We start from the raw sequence: 23,665 nt of genomic DNA, 5'->3' as shown, positions 1-23,665 counted from the left end.
CTCGATCTGTTGCTTGTTGTGAAAGGAACGCGAACCATCAGCCCGGGGTTCACGTTCTATTCCCCGTCTCCGCTCAGGCGGACGACGGCGCGGCCATAGATGCCGCTTTCTTTCATGGTTCGCACGTAGACCGGCACTTCCTCCAGTTGGAGCTCCTGCACCCAGCCATCGAAGCGTACGGCATCGAGCCAATCGGAGGCCATGCGGCTCCACAGCTTCAACCGCAGCTCATGCGGCGCATAGACGGAATCAATGCCGTAGAGCGTGATGCCCCGCAGGATGAACGGAAATACGCTGGCGGGCCAATCCCCGCCAGCCGTCATGCCCGTGGCGGCTACAGCGCCGCCATACTTCGTGGAAGCGACTGCAGCGGCCAGAATGCCGCCTCCGCAGACGTCCACGACGCCCGCCCAGCGCTGCTTGTCCAGCGCGCACGGGCGTTCCGGCCGCCAATCGTCGCGGGATACGACGCTGGCGGCTCCGAGGCGCCGGAGCGCATCGCTCCGCTCCGGCTTGCCCGTGGCTGCGACGACTTCGCAGCCAAGCTGCGCCAGCATGGCGATCGCCAGCGAGCCGACGCCGCCGCTGGCGCCGGTGACGAGCACTGGGCCGCTGTCAGGGCGCAAGCCGTGCCGCTCCAGGCGCTCGACAGCCATTGCCGCCGTCAGGCCGGCTGTGCCGAAGGCCATCGCATCGTGCAGGCTTAGCGCTTCCGGCACCGGCACGATCCAATCGCCGGGAACCCGCGCATATTCGCTTAGTCCGCCGAAATGCGACACACCGAGTTCATATCCGGTAACGAGGACGCGTTGTCCCGGCGTGAAGCGCGGATCGTCGCTGGCGGCGACGATGCCGGATAGGTCGATGCCCGGCACGAACGGGTAGCTCTTGACGATATGCCCGTCTGCCGAGCAGGCGAGGGCATCCTTGAAGTTGACGCTGGAATAGGCCACGCGGATCGCCACGCTACCGTCCGGCAGATCGGCAAGCGTCCGCTCGCGAACGGCTGCGAGGACATTGCCGTCCGCAGTCCGGTCGACGACCAGGGCAGAGAATTGTTCTTTCATCCCAATTCCTCCTTCATGTAGGTTTCTCATGTGCCAGCATCCTTACTGGCAGATTGCGTGCTCCGGAATGTCGGTAGCGCTCGGGCAGGCGGGCCCTACCCCGAACGAAGACAGGGGAGAGCACCCTCCTCCCGCAGCGTCCGTCCCCAGTCTTATGCTTCGGTAATATACGCGGCAGAGAGCCGGGCCGTGTTCAGCACAGCCTTCATATGCGTGCGCTCGATCGCATGGGACGCATGCACGCCCGGACCGATAAGCGCGGCGCGAATATTGTTGCCCCCCCGCAGCGCCGCGGACGCATCCGAACTGTAGTGCGGGTAGACGTCAATGGCATAATCGATTCCTTCCCGTTCAGCTAAAGCAATCAACCGGCCCGTCATCATGTAGTCGTAAGGGCCGGACGAATCCTTGGCGCAGATCGATACGTCGGTTTCCTTGCAGGCGAGATCATTGCCGATGCACCCCATATCGATGGCTATCATTTCGGTTATTTCCTGGGGAATGTACGAAGCGCCATGGCCGATTTCTTCATAATTCGTAATGAAGATGACGGTGTCATGGAGAGGCTTCCAACCTGTGCGCATCATGCTCTCCAGCATGCCGAACAGGGCGGAGACGCTCGCCTTGTCATCCAGATGGCGGGATTTGATATAGCCGTTCGGAAGCCGCACTGAGCGGGCGTCGAACGATACGTAATCCCCGGTGCGGATGCCGAGCTGCTCCGTATCCTGCTTCGAGTTCACCGGTTCGTCGATACGCACGATCATGTTCGCTTCCTCGCGGCGGTAGTCGCGGGCATCGGAGTATACGTGCACGGACGGATGATTGCTCATGATTGTACCCGTATAGACTTTGCCGCTGCGGGTATGAATTTGGCAGTATTCATTCTCCATCGACTGCATCATGAATCCGCCCATGGAAGTGAGGCGAAGCGTGCCGTCGCTATGAACCGAACGGACCATGGCGCCCAGCGTATCGACGTGAGCGGACAGGCCGATGACCTTGCCGCTGTCGCGGTTCGCTCCGGGAACGCGAATGAGGCCACAACCTTTGCGCGTCAGCTCGAAGGAGTAACCGAACTGCGCAGCTTCAACTTCAATCCGCTTCATGATGTGATGGGTGTAGCCCGTCGGAGACGGGGTGTTCAGCAATTCCATCAGCACGGAAGCGACATAGTTCTCATCAATATCAGCGCGCAGTGGTTGGGATGACAGGGAGTGTTGATTCATCGTACGAATGCCTCCTCAATATTGGGAAATAAGCCGGAACGGTTAGCCGAAAGCAAGCCGCTATGTCAAGTCATCCTGATTTTGCCTCTCGGCGGCAGATCCTCGAACCTCCTCGTTGGCCGGCGGGAGCGGCACTTCCGCTTCCGTTACTTCTGCCTCCGGTGCCAGTCGGGCAAGCTGCTGCTCCATCTGTTGAATTTTCTTCTGCGATCGGTATTGAAGATAGATGCTGTAGGAGCCAACAATGATGGCGCCCAGCAGCGTGCAGCCGAGAATCAATAAGATGAGCGGCACTTCAAAGGTGCCGAACAACAGATTGACTTGTACCGGATTCACGTTGATTACGGCGAAGATGGCGGTAATCAAAGCGAAGATGAGCCCTGCTATCAAGGACCATTGAATGCGCATCAGGCATCCTCCTCATGATTTCTATATATCTATCCTCCAGTATAATATTCGACTCCTTCTGTAACAAGGCGAGTTCTCACTTGCTCCCGGCTCCTGGGTTCAAACGTATGTAGGCATTTTCGGCAGATAGACAAGCCGTCTATAGCCAAAAGGAAATGGCGGATTCGCCAAAGGGAAGCCGCCATTCCGTCCTGTTTATGTTTCCGCCGCCATCTTTTCCATTTCTTCAATCAGAGATTCCAGCAGGCTCATGCCTTCCTCGATCGGCGCAGGCGCAGACATGTCCACTCCGGCTTTGTGAAGAATGTTGATCGAATAATCGCTTCCGCCGCTTTTCAAGAAGCCGAGGTAGCGGTCAACCGCCGGCTGACCTTCATCGAGAATCTGCTTCGCGAAGCTTTGTGCCGCCGAGAAGCCGGTTGCGTATTTGTACACATAGAAGCTCGTATAGAAATGCGGGATACGAGCCCATTCCATCTCGATGTCTTGATCGACAATCATATCGTCGCCATAATACTTTTTGTTCAGATCATAGTAGATTTCGCACAGGAGCTGCGGCGTCAGCGCCTCGCCCTTCTCGGCATGCTCATGAATGAGCAATTCAAATTCGGCGAACATCGTCTGACGGAACACCGTTGTGCGGAATTGATCAATATAGTAGGCGAGCAAATACATTTTTTCTTTCTTGTCATTCGTCTTCTTCAGCATGTAATCCATCAGCAGCGCCTCGTTCAGCGTCGATGCCACTTCCGCGAGGAAGATCGTGTATTGCGCGTCGCGGTATGGCAAATTGTTGTCCGAGTAGTACGAATGCAGCGCATGGCCCATCTCGTGGGTGAGCGTGAACATGCTGTTCAGATTGTCTTTATGATTCAGAAGCACGTACGGGTGGGTGCCGTAAGCGCCCCAACTGTAAGCGCCCGTTCGCTTGCCCTCATTCTCGTATATGTCGATCCAGCCGTTGTCGAAGCCTTCCTGGAGCGTCGCTAGGTAATTCTCGCCGAGCGGCTTCAGGCTCTCCCTGACGATCTTTTTCGCTTCCTCGAACGTGATATTCATGTCGAACTCTTCGACCACCGGCGCGAACAGATCGTACATATGAAGCTCGTCGACCTGAAGCAGCTGCTTGCGAAGCTTCATGTACCGGCGCATGAGCGGCAAATGCTTGTGAATCGTATGGATCAGATTGCTGTATACCTCTTTCGGAATATTGTCGCCGAACAGGTACATTTCCAGGGCGGACGAATACTTGCGCGTCCGCGCGTAGAACAAGTTTTTGGTCACGTTGGCGCTTAGCGTCGCCGCGATCGTGTTGCGCTGCTTGTGGTATGTAGTGTAGACGCCTTCAAAAGCGGCCCGGCGCACGTCGCGGTTGGGATTCTCCAGGAATTGGATGTAACGGCCATGCGTCATTTCCACTTCCTCGCCCTTTTCATTTTTGACTTTCGGAAACTTCATGTCTGCGTTGTTCAGCATGCTATAAATCGTCTCCGGCGCTTTCGACATATTGCCGACCTGCGCGAGCAGCGCTTCTTCGCCTTTGTTCAGCACATGGGACTTCTGGCGCTTCATCTCGACGAGCGTGAAGCGGTAGGCGGCCAGGGAAGGATCGGCAATCAGGCGATCCAACTCCTCGTCGGATAAGGACAGAACCTCTGGCGTAAGGAAGGACAGCGCTTCGCTGAGCTTGACGGACAACTGCTTCGATTTCTCAGATAGCGCCTGATAGACTGGATCGGCAGTATCCTCGTGATGTCTCATGTTAGCGTACACATATAAACGTTCTACATGTAGGGAAATATCGTCTTCCAGCTCAAAGCATGCCTTGAGCGCGGCGGCTTCATTCAGCTTGCCGTGGTATTGCTTCATTTTATCGACCAATTGAAGCACGAGTTCGTATTCCTTATCCCATTCCGCCCGGGAGCCGAACAGGTCTTGCAGCTTCCAGCGGTATTCCTGCGGAACTTCCGAGCGTTTCATCAATTGCTGCATATGTAGCCTCCTCATAAATGGTTGTTGCGATGGATTCGATGAATTGGCGGCTGTGCGGGCCATCGTTTCCCGACGGGAAATGGCGGAAGCCGGAACCAATGTCGAACTCAATACCGAGATGACGGTGAGCATACTAAGGATACGTTGCCGATTCATCCGAACCCCCCTGAATTATTCCGGATTCATACTTGTCGTTGTGGTTCACAAAGCCAGCGTAACGTGACTTGTTGAACATACTTCAATAGTATGGCCGGCAGGGGGAGAGTCTAACACGTTCTTCCGGATGTCGCTGGTCTAGGCGCCGGCGGTCCAGATGGAATACACGATCAGGAAAAAGGCAAAGGCGAGGAACAGGAGTGCCGCGATAGCCATCGGGCGGCGAAGGGCAGGCGGCACGCTCTCCTTTTTCCATACAATTATCGCTCCGAGCGAGAATGCCAAAATGATGAAAATAATATGGGTTGACGAATTCATAAGCGACCTGCCTTTATCGAACGGATATCATGCCTAGGAAGCGAAGTAAGCTTAGACTTGCTTGAACGCATCCATGATGCCCTGCCACTCTTCTTCCTTGCCTGGATAGTCTTCCTTCGGGAAGCGCCGCTCTACCCACTGCATCAGTGATGGACGGCTAAGGAAGTTATGGCACTCTTCTCCCCATTGATCGGATATCTCGCGCAATACGATATGACGGCCCTGCACTTCGACCGTCATCATGTTCCATTTATCATGCTTGTAAATGACATGCTTCTTTATCATAATGAAAACCTCATTTCTACGTCGCGGGGACAGGGCTTTCATTCAGCGCCTGCCAACGTGTCGCATCCTTGTATGGATCATGATAACCCAGGCCGTAAGCGAAAATCAAATTGAATTGGCAAAAAAAAGTTGCGTTCCATATATGCCTCCAGTATAATGACATTATTCACCTGTAAGGGTGGATTATGTGAGGAGGTTTTGACTTTGAAAGGTACTGTAAAATGGTTTAACGCAGAAAAAGGCTACGGGTTTATTCAAGTGGAAGACGGTGACGATGTATTTGTGCACTACTCCGCAATCCAAGGCGATGGATTCAAGAGCTTGGATGAAGGCCAAGCGGTAGAATTCGAAATTTCCGAAGGAAACCGTGGTCCACAAGCTGCTAATGTCATTAAATTATAATGAGATGCCCTCGGCGGGCCCTTCATTTATAAATAGTGTACAATAGCACTACCCAACAGTCCTGACCGGAGAGGTCAGGACTGTTTTTTGATCGGTTTGATGAGCAGGAACGAATGCTGCTGCCGGATTCGATGCAACGTTATGGCCCCGACCGATTGGATATAGAAGGCTGGAACCATCGCGCCCGGTTACTCGACAATGCGGAGAATCTCTTCCACCGGCTTACGTGGAAGCTTGGCCGGCGTATCTGCGGCATAACCAAGCGAGAGCACCATATTGACCTGCCGGTCCGACGGAATGTCGAGCAACGACTTCATCGGCTCGGCGGCGAGCAGCACGGGTCCGGTCATCGGGCAGGTCGCCAATCCGCGGGCATGGGCGGCAAGCATCAGATTTTGCAGCGCGAGGCAGCTGCTCTTCATGCCCTCTTCCTCCCATACGGTCTTCGGAACGAGTTGAACCGGATCGAAGATCCGATCACGGAACTTGGACGTATAAGGCGTCGCCACTCCAACGATCAGGACGGGCGCGTCGGAGAAGGCGGTGGCATAGGGGCCGAACGATTTGACGAGCAGGCGCGCTTCCTTGGACAGGCCCCGCACTTCCGCTTCAGCCGCCTTGGCGTGCAGCGCGGCCCAGGTCAGTTGCTCTATCTGCCGAATCCGCTCCCGGTTCATGACCGCAATGAATTCCCATGTCTGCGAGTTCGTGTCGCTTGGGGCATACCGCGCGCAGTCGATCAGTTCCTTCACGTCTTCGACGGCGACGGCTTGCTCCGTGAAGCGGCGGACGCTTCGGCGGCTGTGAATGACTTCCTTCACAGTATCATATAACGTCATCGTATCATTTCTCCTTCGCTTCATATGAGGTTGTTTAAAACGTCCATATATCATTTAGTACCACGTACTAAGGCCTGAACATATTATACGGGCCGCTATGTCGGATTGCAACGATTTCCGGCTTCCTGGGGCCGTCGGTCTGCGCAGTGGAATTCGCCATCTTGCCTTAACTTATCGGCGGCTCCTCGGCCATCGTGTCCCTGTCTCGGCATAGCGGGAATGAACAGCCATCGCGAGGAAGCCTGTACAGGCGGCGACAGCGAATGCCGCTCCGACATGAAAGACCATGTCTTTGCCATTCGCTTCAAGCAGCATGCCTCCGAACGTGCCGCTCAGCAGACCGGCGATGCTCGACCATACGATCGTATAGAGCGCGAGTCCCGTGGAACGGGTTTCTTCGGGAATAACCTGGCTAATATAACGGACGGCGACAAAATAAAAAATGCCGAAGGACACGCTATGCATCAACTGCGTCGCCACGATTGCGCCAGGGACCTGCAGATTGGCCACGAGCAGCAGCCGGATCGCATAGGCCAATCCGGAGAAAGCGAGCAGCGGGAGCTCCTTGAAGCGATCGCCGAAGGCATTGAGCAGGAAGAAGATCGGAATCTCGCTCACGGCCGACAGCATCCAGGCCCAGCCGACGAGCGATTCGTCTGCGCCGAGTCCGGTCAGCGTCACTCCAAGGAACGCCTCGTTCAACCGGTGCGCGATCGCGAGCAGCAGCACGAACAGGAAGAACAACAGTACCTCGCGCTGTCTGAGGACGGCCCACAGCCCGGAGAACTCCATTTTTTTCATCGATGACCGCTTGTCCGTCAGGAAGAAGGCGGTGCCGAGCGACAAGACGCCGATGAATACGACCACCGATACCGTATAGATGGCGCCTGCTGCACGCAGCACCATGCCGAACAGCAGGGCGGCGGCGGCGAATCCGATCGAGCCGAACACCCGGATGCCGATGAAGCTCTTGCCCTGATCTTGCGCCGTCACGATAGAGAAGCTGTCGTTCAGCGGGAATATCGGAAAATAAAAGAAATAGAACAGAATAAGAATCGGGACAACTGCCCCGAAAGAAGCGAATTGACTAAGTATAAGCGACAGGATGATTTGGGCGCACAGCAACAGAATAAGTACTTTTTTCAAGGTGCCGAGCCGATCGCTGATTAAGCCCCAGAACAGATTGGATACGATGGAGATAAGCGGTCCGATGGAATAGAGCAATCCAATCTGAACGCTTGTAAACCCAAGTGCCTGATAATAAAGCGGCAAATAGGATACGACTACAGATGACGCCATATAGATGGAAAAGGTAAAGGCACGCAGCCAATGGGCGTCACGGTTCTTCACAACCAGTTGCGACATGATGGTTCCCTCCACGAAGTCAAGAGCATTACATCAGTAAAAGCATGCTATAGTATATCATGCTTTTACGGGATGCGGGGCGAGATTCACGACAGATGACATTTACTTTCCAGGCCCGTAATGATACAGTAACTGCAAAAGTCGCTTCTGCACAGTTAGTCAAATCGGCGCGGGAAGGTTTGTGCAATGAGTCACTTCGTAATATAATAGTTTTGGCTAAAATGAGTGCATCCACTGGTGGAGGACTGGAGAACGGGAGGTTATTCTTGGACCATCACAAGCTTAGCCGTTCAGTGGCTCCAAGAGGGCCGTTGCGGCTCATGTACCGCGTATATAAATACATACTGCCGGGGGTACGTTCCGAACTGGATACCTGGCGGGCGTGGGCAGAGAATATTCCGAACGAAGAACTGCGCAGACAGGCCTTGGCCAGCATCGCCACGAAGCAGTTTCACTGTCAGGGCGGCGCGGTATACGCTGCCATCCGGCCGGAGAAGCGTGGTATCATGATTCCGTTGATTGTAGCTTTTCAAACGATAAGCGATTATTTAGATAATCTGTGTGACCGCAGCACCTCACTGGATCCGGATGATTTCCGGCTTCTACACCAATCGATGCTGGATGCAGTTCAGCCCGAGCGCCCGCTTGCAGACTACTATGCTCTGAGAGAAGACAAGGATGACGGCGGGTATTTGCTGGGACTGGTGGAGAAGTGCCGGACCTGTATCGCTCAGCTTCCCGGCTACGAAGCCGCCCGCGCGGATATCATCTGGCTTGTTGGGTTGTATACCGATCTTCAGGTGTACAAGCATATCGATCCGGCGAAGCGGAAAGAAGCGCTGCTCGTTTGGTGGCGGGACTATGAGACTAAGTTCCCGGAATTGACGTGGAATGAGTTCGCCGCAGCGACGGGCTCTACTCTTGGCGTGTTCCAATTGTTCGCCGCATCTTTAGATGGCTTGCGTTCGAGGGAGGATGCCGGACTCATCCGGGAAGCTTATTTTCCATATGTATGCGGGCTTCACATTCTGCTCGATTATTTGATTGATCAGGAGGAAGACCGGGTGGGCGGAGATCTGAATTTCTGCCATTACTACCCGAACCAATCTACGGTCGTGAACCGGATTGGCCATATCGCGGAAGCGGCGAAGGAGCAGGTGAGGAAGCTGCCGGAGGAACGGTTCCACCGGATGATTATTGAAGGACTTCTGGCGCTGTATCTGTCCGATCCTAAAGTACGAGACCAAGCTGAGGTGCAGGACGTATGCCGGCGATTGATGCGGAATAGTCCGTTGATGCGGTTGTTCTTCTGGGTGAACAGTCGTTGGATACGTAAACATACGCATACGCATAAGGAGAACTAGGAGGAAACAACATGTCTGATGTCAAAAAAATTGCTATCCTGACGAGTGGGGGAGACTCCCAAGGTATGAACGCGGCGATTCGCGCAGTGGTGCGGGCAGCCTTATTCAATGGAATCGAGGTGTTCGGTATTCAGCGCGGCTATCAAGGCCTCCTGAATCAGGATATTCGTCCGATGGATCTGCGGAGCGTCGGAGATATTATCCAGCGCGGCGGCACGATTCTGCAATCGGCACGCTGTCAGGAATTCCGTACGGAGGAAGGCCAGCGCAAGGGAGCAGACATTCTGCGCGCTCACGGCATCGACGGCTTGATCGTGATCGGCGGTGACGGCTCCTATCAAGGCGCGAACAAGCTCAGTAAGCTGGGAATCAAGACGATGGGCCTTCCAGGAACGATTGATAATGACATCTCTTATACCGACTATACGATCGGCTTCGATACGGCCGTCAGCGTCGTGGTAGATGCGGTGAACAAGCTGCGCGACACGATGAGTTCCCATGAGCGCTCCTCTGTCGTCGAAGTTATGGGCCGCCACTGCGGCGACATCGCGTTGTATGCCGGTGTGGCCAGCGGCGCGGAATCCATTCTAGTTCCGGAAGTGCCGTTCGATATCGATGAAGTGGCCCAGCGGATGAAGTATAACTTCGAAGCAGGCAAGCGCCACAGCATCGTTATCGTCGCTGAAGGGGTAGGACGCGGTGAAGACGTGGCCCAAGGCATCATCGAGCGATGTCCGACTGTCGAACCTCGCGTTACGGTGTTGGGACATATCCAGCGCGGCGGAGCGCCGACCGCCTCGGACCGGATTCTGGCAAGCCGCCTTGGCGACTTCGCGGTCCGCAAGCTGATGGAGGGCGACTCCGGCAAGGCGTGCGGCATGATCTGCGGCGAACTGGTGGCGACCGACATCGACAAGGTTGTCAATACGAAGAAAGAATTCAATATGGAGCTGTACGACCTGGCAACCCGCCTGTCTCAATAAGGGAACGGGCTGCATATCCGTCTCTTAGGCTCTCGTATTACATCCGGCTGACTGTATCCGATGCGGTTAGCCGGATTTTGTTATTGCGCTGGAGACGGAAATGCCTGAAATTGACGTCTTCCATAACTTTGAGGGTGGAACAGCGATATCGCCTGTTCATAAACAACGGATAGAATGGGTTCGCGACGAGTACCGCGTATTCGAGAAAAAAACGGCGCGCCCTCTAAAATCGCAGGTTGTCCGGATGGATTCATAAGATGATCGAAGCCTGCCCTCGGTTAGGGGCAGGCTTCGATCATTGTTGGACGCAGGACGATTACTTTGACTGCGGGCGGCGGAAATTGCCGATAACGCCGACCGTTTCCACGATATTGACGAACGCCTTCGGATCGATCTCCATGATGCTGCGCTTCAGATCGGGCAGCTCGTAGCGTGTCGTCACGGTCATGAGCATATCCTTCTCGATATCGGTGAACGCGCCCCGCGTTTTGATCACGGTTACGCCATGCGGAAGACAGAGCAGCTTGTTGATAAGCGCTTCCTTCTCCCGGGTAATGATAAAGACGGTCACCTTGTAATGGTTGATGTAAATCGTGCCGATGACCTTGCCCGTCGTGAAGATGGACACCATGGAATAGAGGACAAGTTCCCATTCCTGAGCTATGTATCCGTGCGAGAAAATAACGGCGCCGTTCAACACGAGCAGGATGTTCTGAATCGAGAAATCGCGATAGCGGGTCACGATCGATCCGATGATGTCGAAGCCGCCGGACGAGCCGCCGACGCGCAGCGAGATTCCGCTTCCGATCCCGACGAGCGTCCCGCCGAATACAGCGGCAAGCAGCGGCTCATTGGTCACCGAATGGACGGGAATGACGGTCAGCAGCCAGGTCGTGGCGGTGACGCTGAGAATGCTGTACCCGATGAATCGCTTGCCCAGTACGAACCAGCCCCAGGTCAGGATCGGAAGGTTAAAGGTGAAATACAAGACGCTTGTATTCCAGCCGGTCAAGTAATTCGTTACGAGCGATACGCCCGATAACCCGCCGCTGAGCAAATGGTGCGGGAGCAGGAACAGATTGAAGGAGGCGGCGATGCAGGCGGCGCCGATAATGATGATGATGCAGTGAAAAATTCGCTTCAACGTGATGTCACCTCATGAGGTAGTATTGGTTAGTTCGGAACTGGTATTCTTTCAATCATTTGTGTTATAATATGCTGGATATTCTTGAGTAGGCTTATGTTACCCACGATGTCCATAATATGATTACAGGGTGGAGGTCCGCCGTGCAGGACCCCTCCGCATTGTATATGAGAAGACGAATGGCTGGAAGTGTCTTTCGTCACCATTGTTTCGCTACTTAAGAATACATACAAGGCTGTGGATTGTCCACAATGAAGGAGTATGAATATATTGAAGACATTTGTAGAACTCGGCCTGGAGCCGAAATTGCTTCAAGCGATTACGGAATTAGGGTTTGAAGAAGCCACTCCGATTCAAGAAATAGCGATCCCGGTAGCAATGATGGGACGTGACTTGATTGGACAGGCTCAGACAGGAACAGGCAAGACCGCCGCATTTGGAATTCCGCTTATCTCTAAAATTGACCCGTCGGAAGAGCGAGTGGTTGCTCTCGTAATGACCCCTACCCGCGAGCTAGCCATTCAGGTAGCCGAAGAGATCGGCAAGCTGACCCGATTCAAAGGAGTTCGTTCCCTGCCGATTTACGGCGGACAGGATATTGGCCGACAGATACGGGCACTAAAGAAGCACCCGCAGATTATTATCGGAACGCCGGGCCGCTTGCTGGATCACATTAACCGCAAGACGATTCGTCTGAACGATGTCCAGACCGTCGTATTGGACGAGGCGGACGAGATGCTCGACATGGGCTTCATGGAAGACATCACGTCGATTCTGAGTCTCGTGCCGGAAGAGCGCCAGACGATGCTGTTCTCGGCCACGATGCCGCCGAACATCCAGAAGCTGGCGAATCAATTCCTGCGTGATCCCGAGCATGTCTCCGTCATACCGAAGCAGGTAAGCGCTCCGCTGATCGAACAAGCCTATATCGAAGTGCCTGAACGGGTGAAGTTCGATGCGTTGAGCCGCTTGCTCGACATGGAGTCGCCGGAGTTGGCGATCGTATTCGGCCGCACGAAGCGTCGTGTCGACGAACTGTCTGAAGCACTGCAGAAGCGCGGCTATTCCGCTGACGGCTTGCACGGAGATCTGTCCCAGAACCAGCGTGACAACGTCATGCGTAAATTCCGCGACGGCAGCATCGATGTGCTTGTCGCTACCGACGTGGCTGCCCGGGGCTTGGACGTCTCCGGGGTTACCCATGTCATCAACTTCGACCTGCCGCAGGATCCGGAATCCTACGTGCACCGCATCGGCCGTACCGGCCGAGCGGGCAAGGAAGGCAGCGCCTGGTCGTTCGTTACGCCGCGCGAGATCGATCATCTGAACTTCATCGAACGGGTTACCCGGCACCGCATCCCGCGCAAGCCGATACCGACGCTGGCGGATGCGATCGAGGGCAAGCAGCGCGTCGTTGCCGAACGCCTGATGGAAATGCTGAAGGATACCGATTTGAACGAATACAAGGGCATTGCGATTCATCTGCTCGAGCAGTATGATTCAGTGCGTTTGCTGTCCGCAGCCTTCAAGCTGCTGACGGGCGAGAAGAAGGATGTCCAGATTTCACTAACGCCGGAAGAGCCGATTCGCGTGAAGCGTCGCAAGCCGGACCTGCGCTCCAGCGGACGCAAGCTGTCCGCGCCATATAACCGGGGTGGACGCCAAGGGGATCGTCGCGGAGGCTCCGGCAGGGACAACCGTGGCGGACAGGGCCGCGACAATCGGGGCGGCAGCCGCGGAGAGAACCGGGACCGCAACGGCGATCGCAGACCGCGCCGCTCCAACGATGGAGGACGCCGCCAGCGCGACGAATAGATGTCAATTGGGACGGCCGAAGCCGCCAATGCGATTACGACAACACAAAGAGACCGCATTATACTGGAGGCCACACTCTTTAAGATACCCTGCTCGATCGCGAGAGCTACTGTCTACCCGATGAGCATGTCGAGCAGGTTCATATCTTTTAATCGCAGTAGTAGAACCAGTTCATTGATTTGTCGGAGCATATTGTCCTTCGGTACAACGATGTCATACAGTGCCGCATAAGGACTCAGAACCAAGGTTTGTTGTTGTCGAATCATCCGCTCACCTGCTTTCCATGATGCATTAATTATAAACGAAAAAAGGTACGGCTCCTCAATTTTCTTGAGGAGCCGTACCTTTTTTCATGAGAAGGACTTTTTCAGTGGCCTCTTATACTGCGGTCTCTTTGTGTTTATGGCGCCGAATCAGATGATAAGGGCGCGGCTAACGATAACCAACAGAATGAACAACACGAGAATCGTACCTGTCGACGTCCAGTAACCGCCGTATCCTCCTACGTGGCTCATGTTACAACCTCCTTTAATACAACATTCATTTAAACAACATTCAAAGGTTTTGGATTACAATAGTATCATATGCCGGGGGGACATTTGCGACTGAGGCAACCACCCAGAGTACTGGAAATAGGCACTGGCATAGCAGGGGAGCTTTGTATTATAGTAGATAGGACAGCATGATGTATTTGAGGGGGAATGACCTTGGAATTTCGAGGGATAATGGGCGGCTTTTACCGCATTTCGGAATGGATTATGCGATTTTCGGTCACGAACGTGCTATGGCTGCTCTGTTCGGCCCCGTTTTTCTTTTTTTTGCTGGTCAAATTGCTAGTCCTACAGCAAAACATGCCGAATGAATCGATTACGATGAACTGGATGATGGGGATTAGCGCCCCATTCACGCTCTTCCCGGCGACAGCCGCCATGTTCTCGGTAGGCCGCAAGTGGGTCATGGGAGATACGGATGTCAAATTGTTCACAACCTTTTTCAAGTGTTATAAGGATAACTATAAGCAAGCCATGGTCGGCGGCATTTTCTATACGCTTCTGTTCGTTATCATGTATGTGGATTATACCGTATACATGAAGCAGCTCCAGTCCATGCAGATGATCGGGTTCATCATGCTTGGACTGCTCATCGTCTTGTTCGTGTCGCTGTTTCATTTTTTCTCGATGGTGGCACACTATCGTATGAAAACGGTTCAGTTAGTCAAGAACAGCATCCTGCTGACACTGCTCCGTCCGTTCCGCATGATCATGACGACCGTCGTCAGCGGTGCCATCTTATATTTCAGCTTGTTCAAGTGGCCGTTCCTGCTCATCTTCTTCGCAGGCTCTGTCATCGCTTACTATGCTTTCTTCAACTTCTATGCGATCTATCAGAAGATGCAGGACCAGCATCAGCGCATGCAGGAGCAGGAGGAAGCGGAAGAAGAGCCGGAGAAGGATGCCGACAAGGAAGTGCCCTTCGACGAAGTCGAGCATACTCTGGTCCAGGAGCATGAAGACAAGAACCGTCATTCCCGTCCATAGTCCGCACGACTTGCCAGGTGTCGGGAAGCTGCCGTACGCGCTTAACATGATGGGGACAAAGTACCAGTTTACATTTGATGCTCGGCGCTATATAATAAAAATACTTCCTGCGATGTACGTGTCGGCTTCATTGTTTTGAACCAATGTTTGTTTCTTTGGGAGTCCTAGATCGAAGTGCAGCTGGCAAGCCCTCTCGAAGGGAAGTCAAAAGCATTTTTGCGGACACCCACCTGCCAGAGCAGGTTCAGAAGCATTAGAGCCAAACGGCATAGGCGGGTTTTCCTATTGACATTCAGCCACCTTTCATGTGAATGACCCTTCGCATGGAAGGTGTGTTTCTCTTTATTGGACACATTTTTCCTTCCGTTAATTCCGGGACAGTGATACACTATAGATAAGTGAGCAACGGTTGGCATGAAAAGGAGGAACACGCTCTTGTCACTCAAACGAGTATTGGTCGGCATTCTTCGCAGTTTTGAATCCAGCGGTGATCATGCCAAAGATCCCAAATTGAAAACGCATTACTATCAAATGCCCCGGGATAAAGCATGGGGAGAAATCGCATCGACATTGAAGAAGATTCAGGGGTACAAAATACTTCATGAGGTTGCTTCTGTTGGTGAAATCACGATGGAGAAACGGACGATGACCGGACGGACGATGGATATTACTATCTCTGTCATCAACGTGGGACCGATGAGAACGGCGGTTGATATTTACTCGGCTTCACGCGGGGGATTAGGTGATTTGGGCGCCAATTATCGTGTAGTACTCGATTTGTTCGCTGTCTTGGACAAGAAGCTGGCGGCATACAAAGTAAATGGTTAGGAAGCGGCCTAGCGTATAGAGGCAGTGGGCACTGCCTGATGATAAAGCGAGAGGAGAGCCGAAACTCTTCTCTCGCTTTTGTTCTCCAAGGAAGCGGAGGATTACAGCAAGCTTTTGACTGCTTTGATCGCTTGCTCGTAATTAGGATGCTCCGTCATCTCGCCAAGCACTTCGACGTAGCGAATCGTGTCGTCTGCATCGACGACGAAGATGGAGCGCATATCGAGCTGAAGCTCCTTGATCAGAACGCCATAGGCTTCACCAAATGTGTTGCCCTTGTAGTCGGACAGCATGACGACATTCTCTACGCCTGCCGCGCCGCACCAGCGGGCTTGCGCGAACGGAAGATCGGCACTGACAGTCAGTACGACGACATCGTCGCCAAGCTTGCCTGCTTCTTCATTGAAGCGGCGGGTCTGGGCAGCGCATACTCCCGTATCGATCGAAGGAACGACACTGATGAGCTTAATCTTGCCTGCGAAATCGTTAAGGCCAGCTACCTCCGTCAACGATTTGTTCAACTGGAATTCAGGAGCCTTATCTCCTGCCTTCAATTCCGGCCCCACCAACGTGATGGGATCGCCCTTAAGCGTAGCTTGACGTTCATTCGACATATAGTTAGCCTCCTTCAATACTGCAACATAAACCTATAGAGATTTACCTTATTTTTCATTATAAAGCTTGGCTTGTACGATTGTCCAATGTCCGCTCGCGATAGGTTCCCCGTATCCATGAGAACGATTGGAGAGTTCAATCCGGCGTCAGAGAGAGGAAGAGATTACCTGTGATATTTATCCGATATGAAAATTGGCGAAGTTATATCAAGCAGTTCCCGGTAACGACGCTCCTCATTATCGCGAATGTGGCGATGTTCATCGTGCTCGCGTTGAATGGGGGAAGTCAGGACGACATGACCCTGTTCCGCTTCGGTGCCGTCTTGAAGTGGGAGCCGTATGCAAGCGAGACTTGGCGGCTGGCGACCGCGATGTTCCTGCATTCCGGTTTCCAGCATCTCTTATTCAATATGTTCTCGCTCTTTGTGTTCGCGCCGCCGATGGAACGGATCCTCGGCTCATTCAAATATGCTGTGCTGTATCTGCTGAGCGGCCTGCTAGGCAATGCGGCGGCCTTGTACCTATCCGAATGGGGGACGTTGGCCGTAGGAGCTTCAGGCGCGATTTATGGCGTATACGGAGCCTATCTGTTCATAGCCATTTTTCAACGGTGGGCGCTCGACCAGGCATCACGGAAGACAATAATGATTATTCTCGGTATCGGGATTGTGCAGTCGTTCGTCATTACTGGCATCAGTTGGAGCGCCCATTTGGGCGGAATGGCGGCCGGATTCGTGTTGTATGCCGTACTCCAGCGCGTTCGATCGTAACGGCTGGCAATGCACCCGACAATTGTATTATTGAGTAGAACGGAGCGAGAGAATCGTGGAACTTAGGCAATTGTTGTACTTCGTGAAGGTAGCCCAAAAGGAGCATGTGACGCAGGCAGCGGAGGAGCTTCATGTCGCCCAGTCTGCCGTAAGCCGACAGATTCACCAGCTAGAGGAGGAGCTTGGCGTCAAGCTGTTTCTTCAGAAAGGGCGCAACCTCCAACTGACGCCGGTAGGGCAGTTGTTCTGCAGCCGGGCGGAAGTGGTGCTGAAGGATCTGGAGCGTGCAATTCAAGAGGTGCAGGAATTCATGCATCCGGAACTGGGAGAGATCCGAATCGGATTTCCGCACAGCTTGGGGATTCATCTGATTCCGAAGCTGGTGGCCGAGTTCCGGAAGGAGTACCCGAATGTGAAGTTCCGGTTCAAGCAGGGCATGTACCCGTCTCTTATTCGGGACATCGTATCCGGCGAAGTCGATCTCGCCTTCATCTCCCCCTATCCGAAGGAAAGCGACATGGTAACCGGGGAGATTGTCCTGAGCGAGGAATTGCTCGCCATCCTTCCGCCGAACCATCCGTTGGCCCGGGAGGACACGATTTCACTGAAGCAGTTAAAGGAAGAGACGTTCGTCATGTTCAGCCCCGGTTATTCGCTGCGGCTGATCGTTTGGGATGCTTGCAAGAAGGCAGGCTTCACGCCGCATATCGGCTTCGAAGGGGAAGAGACGGAGACGATTCGAGGCCTCGTGGCCGCCGGCATGGGAGTCAGCCTGCTGCCGGATATGGCGCTCCAGCATACATCGGAGCTTCAGCCGGCCCGCATAAAGGTGATCGATCCGGTGGTCACGCGTTCCATCGGGCTTATTCGCCGTATCGACGAGAAGCTGCCGCTGGTCGCGCAGACCTTCCATACCTTTTTGCTGCAATATTTTAGGGGACACGAGGGCGGTGTCAGCGGGCCGGGGAAGCCGGACTCAGCGCCAGATGAGCTTGAGCTGCAGTAGCCGTGCCGGAAGCCGACGGCACATGGAACAGCCCCTTCCTTCTGCTTCGCAGGGGTAGGGGCTGTTGTAATAATAATTAGTAGCGGGATTAATCCCGGTTGTTCGCAAAAATCATAATGAACTTGAGCAGTTCAAGAAGCGAGATGAGGGCGGCCGCAACGTATGTCAGAGCGGCAGCGTTCAATACTTTGGCGACGCCGCGTTCCTCTTCATTCGTAATGAAGCCTTCGGACACCATCAGCTCTCTCGCCCGGTTGCTGGCGTTGAACTCGACCGGCAGCGTGACGAGTTGGAACAGTACGGCGGCCGAGAAGAACAAAATCCCGACGAGGAGCAAGTTCGACCATTGAAACAGCAGCCCGGCAATGATGAGGAACGGTGCAGCACCTGACGTCAGATTGACGAGCGGGAAGATGCGGTGCCGCAGTACGAGCATCGGGTACGATTGCTGATGCTGAATCGCATGGCCGACCTCGTGGCATGCGACCGAGATGGCCGAGATCGAGCTCTCGTAATAGACAGGCTCGGACAGCCGGACGACCCGATGAATCGGATCATAGTGGTCGGTCAAGGCTCCCTGCACCGGCTCGATCGGAACGTTATGCAATCCGTTCGCATCAAGCAAGCGCCGAGCCGCTTCGTAGCCGGTCATGCCGCTGATGGCCTGTACTTCCGCGTAGCGGTTGAACGTTCCCTTAACGCGGAATTGGGCCCAGATCGAGATTCCAAGAGCAATAAAAATTAAAAAATTCATAGGATGAAATAAAGACATATGGTTACCCCCTATCCAGTACAGATCCTCAGAGCTTATTCTGGACCTGTCACATCATGAAATGATTGTTCTTATCAAGAAAGGATTTGCTCCACAATATTTTTCTCTCTTCATTTGAAGCATACATTTCATCCGCCCGATCGCTTCCAGGCTGTACAGACGATAGTTCGTATCTTCGCTGCACGGGGAAGTTCTCCGATCCGAATGAACGGCTTATTCCTATCGTCCTCACCTCTCTTGTTTATTACTATGATACTAAAAATCAAACCATACAGTCAAACGTGACGTTTTTTCGAAAAGGTAAATTTTTTGAACGAATGGTTTGTAAGGACCGGGAGCATCCTTCCCCGGGAACAATAGGAAAAAGCCGGTTAGCGCACCTTTTTGTCGGGCTTGATGAACAACAACACGAGGATAAGCGCGATGACGGACAGAACCGTAACGACGATAAAAATGAGGCGGTGGGACTTGTCCATCATCCAACTGAATAGCGGCGGTCCGAAGGCGACTCCGAGGAAGCGAAGGCTGCTATAGAGCGATATAATCATGCCGCGCTGCGCTTTCTTCACCGTTCCGGTAATCATCGTGTTCAGGCATGGCAGCACTAAGCCTGTCCCAATACTGCTCACGGTAATGAGCGCGATAAAGCCGTACACATATTTATAGAAGAAAATCGTGCATCCAAGCGAGACCGCCATAAGCAGCAGGCCGATATTCATGAGCCAGCGAATCAGCACGCCGTTCTTCTTGATGAGCGAACCGGTAATATAGGCGGTCGCCACCATGCCAAGCAGCGGAATGGCAAGGACAAGACCTTTGACAATGCCTTTCAAATGGTATGGCTTTTCCTCCAAAGTGTCGGACAAATAGAAGAGGATACCGAACAGGATGAATAAAGACAGCGCCCCGGAAAAAAAGGCAGGCACGAGCCAGCGGCCGTGCTGCCTAAAAACTTGTCCGAGGTTGCGGATATATGTTGTGAGCGGCTGCGGCTTCTGCTTCCGTTCCGGTTCCTTAATCAGGAAGATGACTGCAACCAGCGATAAGGCGCAAAATACGGGAAACGCAAAAAAGGGCGCTGTCCACGTCCACAGGGCAAGCGCCGAACCGAGAATCGGACTAATGACCTTGCCGCTGCCATTGGAAGCTTCTATCAGGCCCAAAGCCTGGCTTTCCTGGGCGTCCTTGTACAGATCGCCGACCAGCGCCATCGCGATTGAGGCTGTTCCTGCCGCTCCCAGCCCTTGGACCGCACGGAAACCGATAAGGATGGCGTAGGATTCCCATAACGCACCGAGGCCGGTGACGATACCTGCTGCCCCATATATGATGAGGGAAGGAATGATGATCGCCTTGCGTCCGAAGCGATCCGACAAGTAGCCTGCGATCGGAATAATCAGGCCCGCCGATACGGAGAACAACGTAATGATAAGACTGGTCTGCAGTTGAGTCAGATGCAGATGACGTTTGACCTCCGGTAAAATGGGAACAAGCATGGAGTTGCCCAGCACGAGCACAAGCGGTACGGTGGCGATCGCCATATACTCAACCCATAGAGAGGAGTTTCGTTGTTTGGCCATGATCAGGTTCCTTTCCTGCGTAATTTTTAAAGGGGCAATGATTGCAAGCACGTCGTTACTATTCCCAGGGGAGGATAGAGTCATACCCGCGGGCGGATGGCTGAAAGGAGCGTATTTTATGTAGAAAAAGGATATAATACATACAAAAGCACATATCGTCGAGAACATACGAGAACATATATGCGAGAACATATATAAGGAGAGAAGCCGTAAATGAAAAAAAGTGCAGGCGTGCTTATTGTTGGCGTGCTGTTCATTCTCTTCGGCGTGTGGCAGAATCTAAGCCCGTCTCCCACCTCTTCGACCGAAATGAAGCAAGGCGCGGGCGGGAGCGCTCTGCCGGTGGAGACAGGACCCCAAATGGGGAAGCTGGCGCCGTCGTTCACGCTGGAAACGACCGAAGGAACTAAATATAAGGTGGGCGGCAAGCAGGATAAACCGATCTTCTTGAATTTCTGGGCTTCCTGGTGCACGCCATGCCAGGCAGAAGCGCCCGATCTTGTCAAATTGCACGCCAAATATAAGGATAAATTGAATCTTCTATCGGTCAATGTGTCGAATTATGATACAAAGGAGAAAGCAAAGGAGTTCGTGAACGACTACCACATGGTCAGCCCGGTGCTGTGGGACGAGAAGGGAGAGGCCTATAAGCTGTATAACGGCATTGCCTTTCCGACCAATATTTTGATCGACAAAAACGGTGTCATCCGGGAGTTCTTCATCGGGCTGCGCCCGCTGAAGGAATTGGAGAAGGCCATCGAAAAGGTGATAGAATGAGACCGGCTCGAGCTCCAGGTATGTTGGGAATCGGTCGACTCGATGAGCACCCTCACCTTGGCGGCTGTCGTATCATTCTCGTCCAATATACGTACTTTATATTCGGTGAATGCATATCTTAAAAAAGGGTAGTGGCGGGCGGACGCTTTGCGAAGCGCGTTGTCAAGCGCATCCACCGAACCGCTGCTTTCGTAAGCCATGTACACGGTCTCATTGCCAATATTCAGCTTCACGATCGCTTCGGAATGGACAAACGATCGGCCGATGACTCGACGAGCATTTTATTAGGAAGCGAAGATGAACGGTTCCGCGTGTGTTCCAGTCGCCAGCGTACTCGGGATAATGTTAGTAGCCTTCGAAGAACACAGTATTGAGTCCCTAAGGTGTCCAGCTCGAACCCCCTTAATTTCGTGCACGGACGATATAGTCCGAAAACTATATTTTTCCTAATTATCACATCCAAAAGAAAGACGTACAATCATTGTCCGGTTGTATTGGCGTTAAGAAAGCAGTAAAATGTACTGGAACAGTTGTTCTGGATCGGAGTTATTGCCGACATGAGTAGTTGGACACTTCCATCTAGGAAGAAAGGGGAGAGAAATGGGCGATAAGGAAGAGGCACGTAACCGGGTTGAGCGACATGAACCGCCGAAGCGTCGTGTCATCCTCCATGTGGATATGAACGCGTTCTATTGTTCTGTTCATGAAGCCGAGGATCCAAAGACGTATCGGGGCAAGCCGACGGCCGTCGCGGGCAGCATCGAGCTGCGCAAAGGGATTATTGTTACTTGCTCCTATGCGGCCCGGCAAAGAGGCGTCCGCACCGGCATGCTCGTGAAGCAGGCGTTGCGCCTATGTCCCCAGCTTGTCTTGATTCGCCCGGATTTCTATCTGTATCGGCGTTACTCACAGGCATTTATTGCTATTGCGCGTGATTATACCCCGTTGGTTGAAGTCGTCTCCATTGACGAATGCTATTTGGATATTAGCGGCTCGAAGTTATTCGGCACGCCGCTTGAGATCGCGAACGAGCTGCAGCAGCGCATCCGCGGAGAACTGTCGCTGCCATGCTCGATCGGCATCGCGCCGAACAAGTTGCTGGCGAAGATGGCTTCGGATATGAAGAAGCCGAACGGCATCACGGTGCTCCGCATCCGGGATGTGCCGAAGCTGCTCTGGAACAGGCCGTGCGGCGAACTGTTCGGCATTGGCCAGAAGACGGCCATGAAGCTCTCGCGATCGGGCATCCGCACCATTGGCGAGCTGGCGCACACGGATGAAGACCGTCTCGTCTCGTTGTTCGGCGTCCAGGGCCACTGGATGAAGCGGGCGGCGAACGGGGTGGATGAAGGCCCTGTTCGCCCGGAACGGGGGCCGAACAAGTCTGTCGGACATACGACGACATTGCCGCAAGATGTGACCGCGAAGGAGGATGTCCGCCGTGTGCTGCTCTATCTTGCCGATCAAGTGGCCCGCCGCATGCGCAGCCAGCGACTGATGGCGCAGACCGTTCAGATCACGATCCGCACGCCGGAGATGAAGACGATTACGCGATCGGTGACGATGGAATCGCCAACCGACGATGCGGCTTACCTGCTGGAAGAAGCATGGCGCTTGTATAAGCAGCATTGGCCGGAGGATCGGCCGATACGGCTGCTCGGAATTACGGGACAGAACATGGTAGCGAAGGAGGCAGCGGCGATTCAACTCGATTTATTCGACTTCGAGCAGCAGCCGAAGCGGGAGCGGTTAATCCAGGTGATGGACCAGATCCGGGACAAGTACGGGGAGAACGCGCTCGTCACTTTGGGCATGCTGGGAGACGATCCTTCGGCTCCGATTCATGCTGCCCCGGCATCGGAAATCCGCGTGAGACGCGATAAAGGCGAGGATTTCGTTTGAATTTGAACCCTGTTTGTATTATATTAATTACGGAGGAACCATGACGAACTGTTCTGATCAGGAGGGAACGAACCAATGGCAAAATATACTTGGGTAGATAAAGACACATGCATCGCTTGTGGAGCGTGCGGCGCAACCGCTCCGGATATATACGATTACGACGATGAAGGCATCGCAGAAGTGATATACGAAGGCGACAACAACCAAGGAATCACCGAGATTCCAGAAGATCTATTCGATGATCTGCAGGATGCGGCTGACGGCTGCCCTACGGATTCGATCAAGATCGCGGATGCGCCTTTCAACTAACTGCGTCGCATCAACATAGAGTGAGCTCGTCCCTGCATAGAGCGGGGATTTTTTTATTTATGGCAAGATTTCTATAGGTATAAAATTCATGTAAACTGGCAGGCTTTTTCTTTTCACAACGGCTTCGCTACAAGCAAACCGAGCGGGGTCAGTGACATTGCCAAGAATGCATTTCTCGTTCTACAATGTTATAGTTAAACAC

The 23,665-nt window shown here is 53.5% G+C and carries 25 protein-coding genes, 1 other RNA gene and 1 pseudogene; 12 read left to right on the top strand and 15 right to left on the bottom strand.

What is annotated here, in order from left to right:
• Positions 1-56: 56 nt before the first annotated feature.
• The 6 genes from PPOP_RS16320 to PPOP_RS16295 all read right to left on the bottom strand — a co-directional run bounded on the left by PPOP_RS16320 (position 57) and on the right by PPOP_RS16295 (position 5,455).
• Positions 57-1,067 carry an acrylyl-CoA reductase family protein gene (locus tag PPOP_RS16320; protein ID WP_006287741.1) on the bottom strand — a complete coding sequence of 337 codons (1,011 nt, stop codon included), beginning with the start codon at positions 1,065-1,067 and terminating at the stop codon, positions 57-59.
• Between the two features lie 152 nt (positions 1,068-1,219).
• On the bottom strand, positions 1,220-2,296 hold the full coding sequence (locus tag PPOP_RS16315; RefSeq protein ID WP_006287740.1) for a M42 family metallopeptidase: 1,077 nt from the start codon (positions 2,294-2,296) through the stop codon (positions 1,220-1,222).
• A 60-nt stretch (positions 2,297-2,356) separates the two neighbouring features.
• Complete coding sequence (locus PPOP_RS16310) at positions 2,357-2,704, bottom strand: LapA family protein (protein WP_006287739.1); 348 nt, start codon at positions 2,702-2,704, stop codon at positions 2,357-2,359.
• Between the two features lie 195 nt (positions 2,705-2,899).
• Positions 2,900-4,696, bottom strand: coding sequence for an oligoendopeptidase F (gene pepF / locus PPOP_RS16305; protein WP_006287738.1), 1,797 nt, complete (start codon positions 4,694-4,696; stop codon positions 2,900-2,902).
• Positions 4,697-4,990: 294 nt separating this feature from the next.
• On the bottom strand, positions 4,991-5,170 hold the full coding sequence (locus tag PPOP_RS16300; protein WP_006287737.1) for a hypothetical protein: 180 nt from the start codon (positions 5,168-5,170) through the stop codon (positions 4,991-4,993).
• A 51-nt stretch (positions 5,171-5,221) separates the two neighbouring features.
• A complete protein-coding gene (locus tag PPOP_RS16295; protein ID WP_006287736.1) occupies positions 5,222-5,455 on the bottom strand; it encodes a hypothetical protein in 234 nt (77 codons plus the stop codon).
• A gap of 156 nt (positions 5,456-5,611) precedes the next feature.
• Here PPOP_RS16295 and PPOP_RS16290 point away from each other — a divergent pair, with 156 nt between their 5' ends.
• Positions 5,612-5,857 carry a cold shock domain-containing protein gene (locus PPOP_RS16290; protein ID WP_006287735.1) on the top strand — a complete coding sequence of 82 codons (246 nt, stop codon included), beginning with the start codon at positions 5,612-5,614 and terminating at the stop codon, positions 5,855-5,857.
• Between the two features lie 188 nt (positions 5,858-6,045).
• On the opposite strand, the gene PPOP_RS16285 is transcribed toward PPOP_RS16290, so the two are convergent.
• A complete protein-coding gene (locus PPOP_RS16285; protein WP_006287734.1) occupies positions 6,046-6,696 on the bottom strand; it encodes a nitroreductase family protein in 651 nt (216 codons plus the stop codon).
• 171 nt (positions 6,697-6,867) lie between these two features.
• Positions 6,868-8,061 (bottom strand): MFS transporter, encoded by a 1,194-nt coding sequence (locus tag PPOP_RS16280; RefSeq protein WP_042229379.1) that lies wholly within the window; start codon positions 8,059-8,061, stop codon positions 6,868-6,870.
• A gap of 320 nt (positions 8,062-8,381) precedes the next feature.
• On the opposite strand from PPOP_RS16280, the gene PPOP_RS16275 reads away from it, so the two are divergent.
• Together PPOP_RS16275 and pfkA are read left to right on the top strand one after the other, a co-directional pair.
• Positions 8,382-9,425, top strand: a complete 1,044-nt coding sequence (locus PPOP_RS16275) for a tetraprenyl-beta-curcumene synthase family protein (protein ID WP_006287732.1) — start codon at positions 8,382-8,384, stop codon at positions 9,423-9,425.
• An 11-nt stretch (positions 9,426-9,436) separates the two neighbouring features.
• A complete protein-coding gene (gene pfkA, locus PPOP_RS16270; protein ID WP_006287731.1) occupies positions 9,437-10,408 on the top strand; it encodes a 6-phosphofructokinase in 972 nt (323 codons plus the stop codon).
• A gap of 316 nt (positions 10,409-10,724) precedes the next feature.
• Here pfkA and PPOP_RS16265 read toward each other — a convergent pair whose 3' ends face one another.
• Complete coding sequence (locus tag PPOP_RS16265) at positions 10,725-11,552, bottom strand: YitT family protein (RefSeq protein WP_006287730.1); 828 nt, start codon at positions 11,550-11,552, stop codon at positions 10,725-10,727.
• 270 nt (positions 11,553-11,822) lie between these two features.
• Between PPOP_RS16265 and cshA the strand changes: the two genes are divergently transcribed.
• A complete protein-coding gene (gene cshA / locus PPOP_RS16260) occupies positions 11,823-13,367 on the top strand; it encodes a degradosome RNA helicase CshA (protein WP_042229374.1) in 1,545 nt (514 codons plus the stop codon).
• A gap of 113 nt (positions 13,368-13,480) precedes the next feature.
• Here cshA and PPOP_RS22915 read toward each other — a convergent pair whose 3' ends face one another.
• Together PPOP_RS22915 and PPOP_RS20995 are read right to left on the bottom strand one after the other, a co-directional pair.
• Positions 13,481-13,633, bottom strand: a complete 153-nt coding sequence (locus PPOP_RS22915) for a hypothetical protein (RefSeq protein ID WP_159101851.1) — start codon at positions 13,631-13,633, stop codon at positions 13,481-13,483.
• 147 nt (positions 13,634-13,780) lie between these two features.
• Positions 13,781-13,882, bottom strand: coding sequence for a sporulation protein YjcZ (locus PPOP_RS20995; protein WP_093471082.1), 102 nt, complete (start codon positions 13,880-13,882; stop codon positions 13,781-13,783).
• Positions 13,883-14,074: 192 nt separating this feature from the next.
• Here PPOP_RS20995 and PPOP_RS16255 point away from each other — a divergent pair, with 192 nt between their 5' ends.
• The 3 genes from PPOP_RS16255 (at position 14,075) to PPOP_RS16250 (ending at position 15,733) form a co-directional block, all read left to right on the top strand.
• Positions 14,075-14,905 carry a YesL family protein gene (locus tag PPOP_RS16255; RefSeq protein WP_042229372.1) on the top strand — a complete coding sequence of 277 codons (831 nt, stop codon included), beginning with the start codon at positions 14,075-14,077 and terminating at the stop codon, positions 14,903-14,905.
• 101 nt (positions 14,906-15,006) lie between these two features.
• Positions 15,007-15,188, top strand: a non-coding RNA gene (ssrS, locus tag PPOP_RS20990) — 6S RNA.
• Positions 15,189-15,340: 152 nt separating this feature from the next.
• Positions 15,341-15,733 carry a DUF1499 domain-containing protein gene (locus tag PPOP_RS16250; protein WP_006287726.1) on the top strand — a complete coding sequence of 131 codons (393 nt, stop codon included), beginning with the start codon at positions 15,341-15,343 and terminating at the stop codon, positions 15,731-15,733.
• A 101-nt stretch (positions 15,734-15,834) separates the two neighbouring features.
• On the opposite strand, the gene tpx is transcribed toward PPOP_RS16250, so the two are convergent.
• Positions 15,835-16,347 carry a thiol peroxidase gene (gene tpx, locus PPOP_RS16245; RefSeq protein ID WP_042229370.1) on the bottom strand — a complete coding sequence of 171 codons (513 nt, stop codon included), beginning with the start codon at positions 16,345-16,347 and terminating at the stop codon, positions 15,835-15,837.
• Between the two features lie 170 nt (positions 16,348-16,517).
• On the opposite strand from tpx, the gene PPOP_RS16240 reads away from it, so the two are divergent.
• Together PPOP_RS16240 and gltC are read left to right on the top strand one after the other, a co-directional pair.
• Positions 16,518-17,117, top strand: coding sequence for a rhomboid family intramembrane serine protease (locus tag PPOP_RS16240; RefSeq protein ID WP_042229368.1), 600 nt, complete (start codon positions 16,518-16,520; stop codon positions 17,115-17,117).
• Between the two features lie 55 nt (positions 17,118-17,172).
• Complete coding sequence (gene gltC, locus PPOP_RS16235; RefSeq protein ID WP_042229366.1) at positions 17,173-18,123, top strand: glutamate biosynthesis transcriptional regulator GltC; 951 nt, start codon at positions 17,173-17,175, stop codon at positions 18,121-18,123.
• Positions 18,124-18,211: 88 nt separating this feature from the next.
• Here gltC and PPOP_RS16230 read toward each other — a convergent pair whose 3' ends face one another.
• Together PPOP_RS16230 and PPOP_RS16225 are read right to left on the bottom strand one after the other, a co-directional pair.
• Entirely contained in the window at positions 18,212-18,895 is a 684-nt protein-coding gene (locus tag PPOP_RS16230; RefSeq protein WP_042229364.1) for a zinc metallopeptidase, read from the bottom strand.
• Between the two features lie 371 nt (positions 18,896-19,266).
• Positions 19,267-20,475: an MFS transporter gene (locus PPOP_RS16225; protein WP_042229362.1), complete on the bottom strand. Its 1,209-nt coding sequence runs from the start codon at positions 20,473-20,475 to the stop codon at positions 19,267-19,269.
• Positions 20,476-20,688: 213 nt separating this feature from the next.
• Here PPOP_RS16225 and PPOP_RS16220 point away from each other — a divergent pair, with 213 nt between their 5' ends.
• Entirely contained in the window at positions 20,689-21,252 is a 564-nt protein-coding gene (locus tag PPOP_RS16220) for a TlpA family protein disulfide reductase (protein ID WP_006287720.1), read from the top strand.
• A gap of 47 nt (positions 21,253-21,299) precedes the next feature.
• Here the strand turns inward: PPOP_RS16220 and PPOP_RS24570 are convergent.
• Positions 21,300-21,452 (bottom strand): annotated as a pseudogene (locus PPOP_RS24570) (alpha-isopropylmalate synthase regulatory domain-containing protein); the annotation flags it as partial.
• 400 nt (positions 21,453-21,852) lie between these two features.
• On the opposite strand from PPOP_RS24570, the gene PPOP_RS16215 reads away from it, so the two are divergent.
• Complete coding sequence (locus PPOP_RS16215; RefSeq protein WP_006287719.1) at positions 21,853-23,154, top strand: DNA polymerase IV; 1,302 nt, start codon at positions 21,853-21,855, stop codon at positions 23,152-23,154.
• 75 nt (positions 23,155-23,229) lie between these two features.
• Positions 23,230-23,463: a ferredoxin gene (locus tag PPOP_RS16210; RefSeq protein ID WP_006287718.1), complete on the top strand. Its 234-nt coding sequence runs from the start codon at positions 23,230-23,232 to the stop codon at positions 23,461-23,463.
• The last annotated feature ends 202 nt before the right edge of the window (positions 23,464-23,665 follow it).

The organism is Paenibacillus popilliae ATCC 14706, from assembly GCF_000315235.1.
GTDB lineage: Bacteria > Bacillota > Bacilli > Paenibacillales > Paenibacillaceae > Paenibacillus_B > Paenibacillus_B popilliae.
The sequence above is the reverse complement of the archived record's forward strand: the minus strand, read 5'-3'. Positions and strand labels throughout refer to the sequence as shown.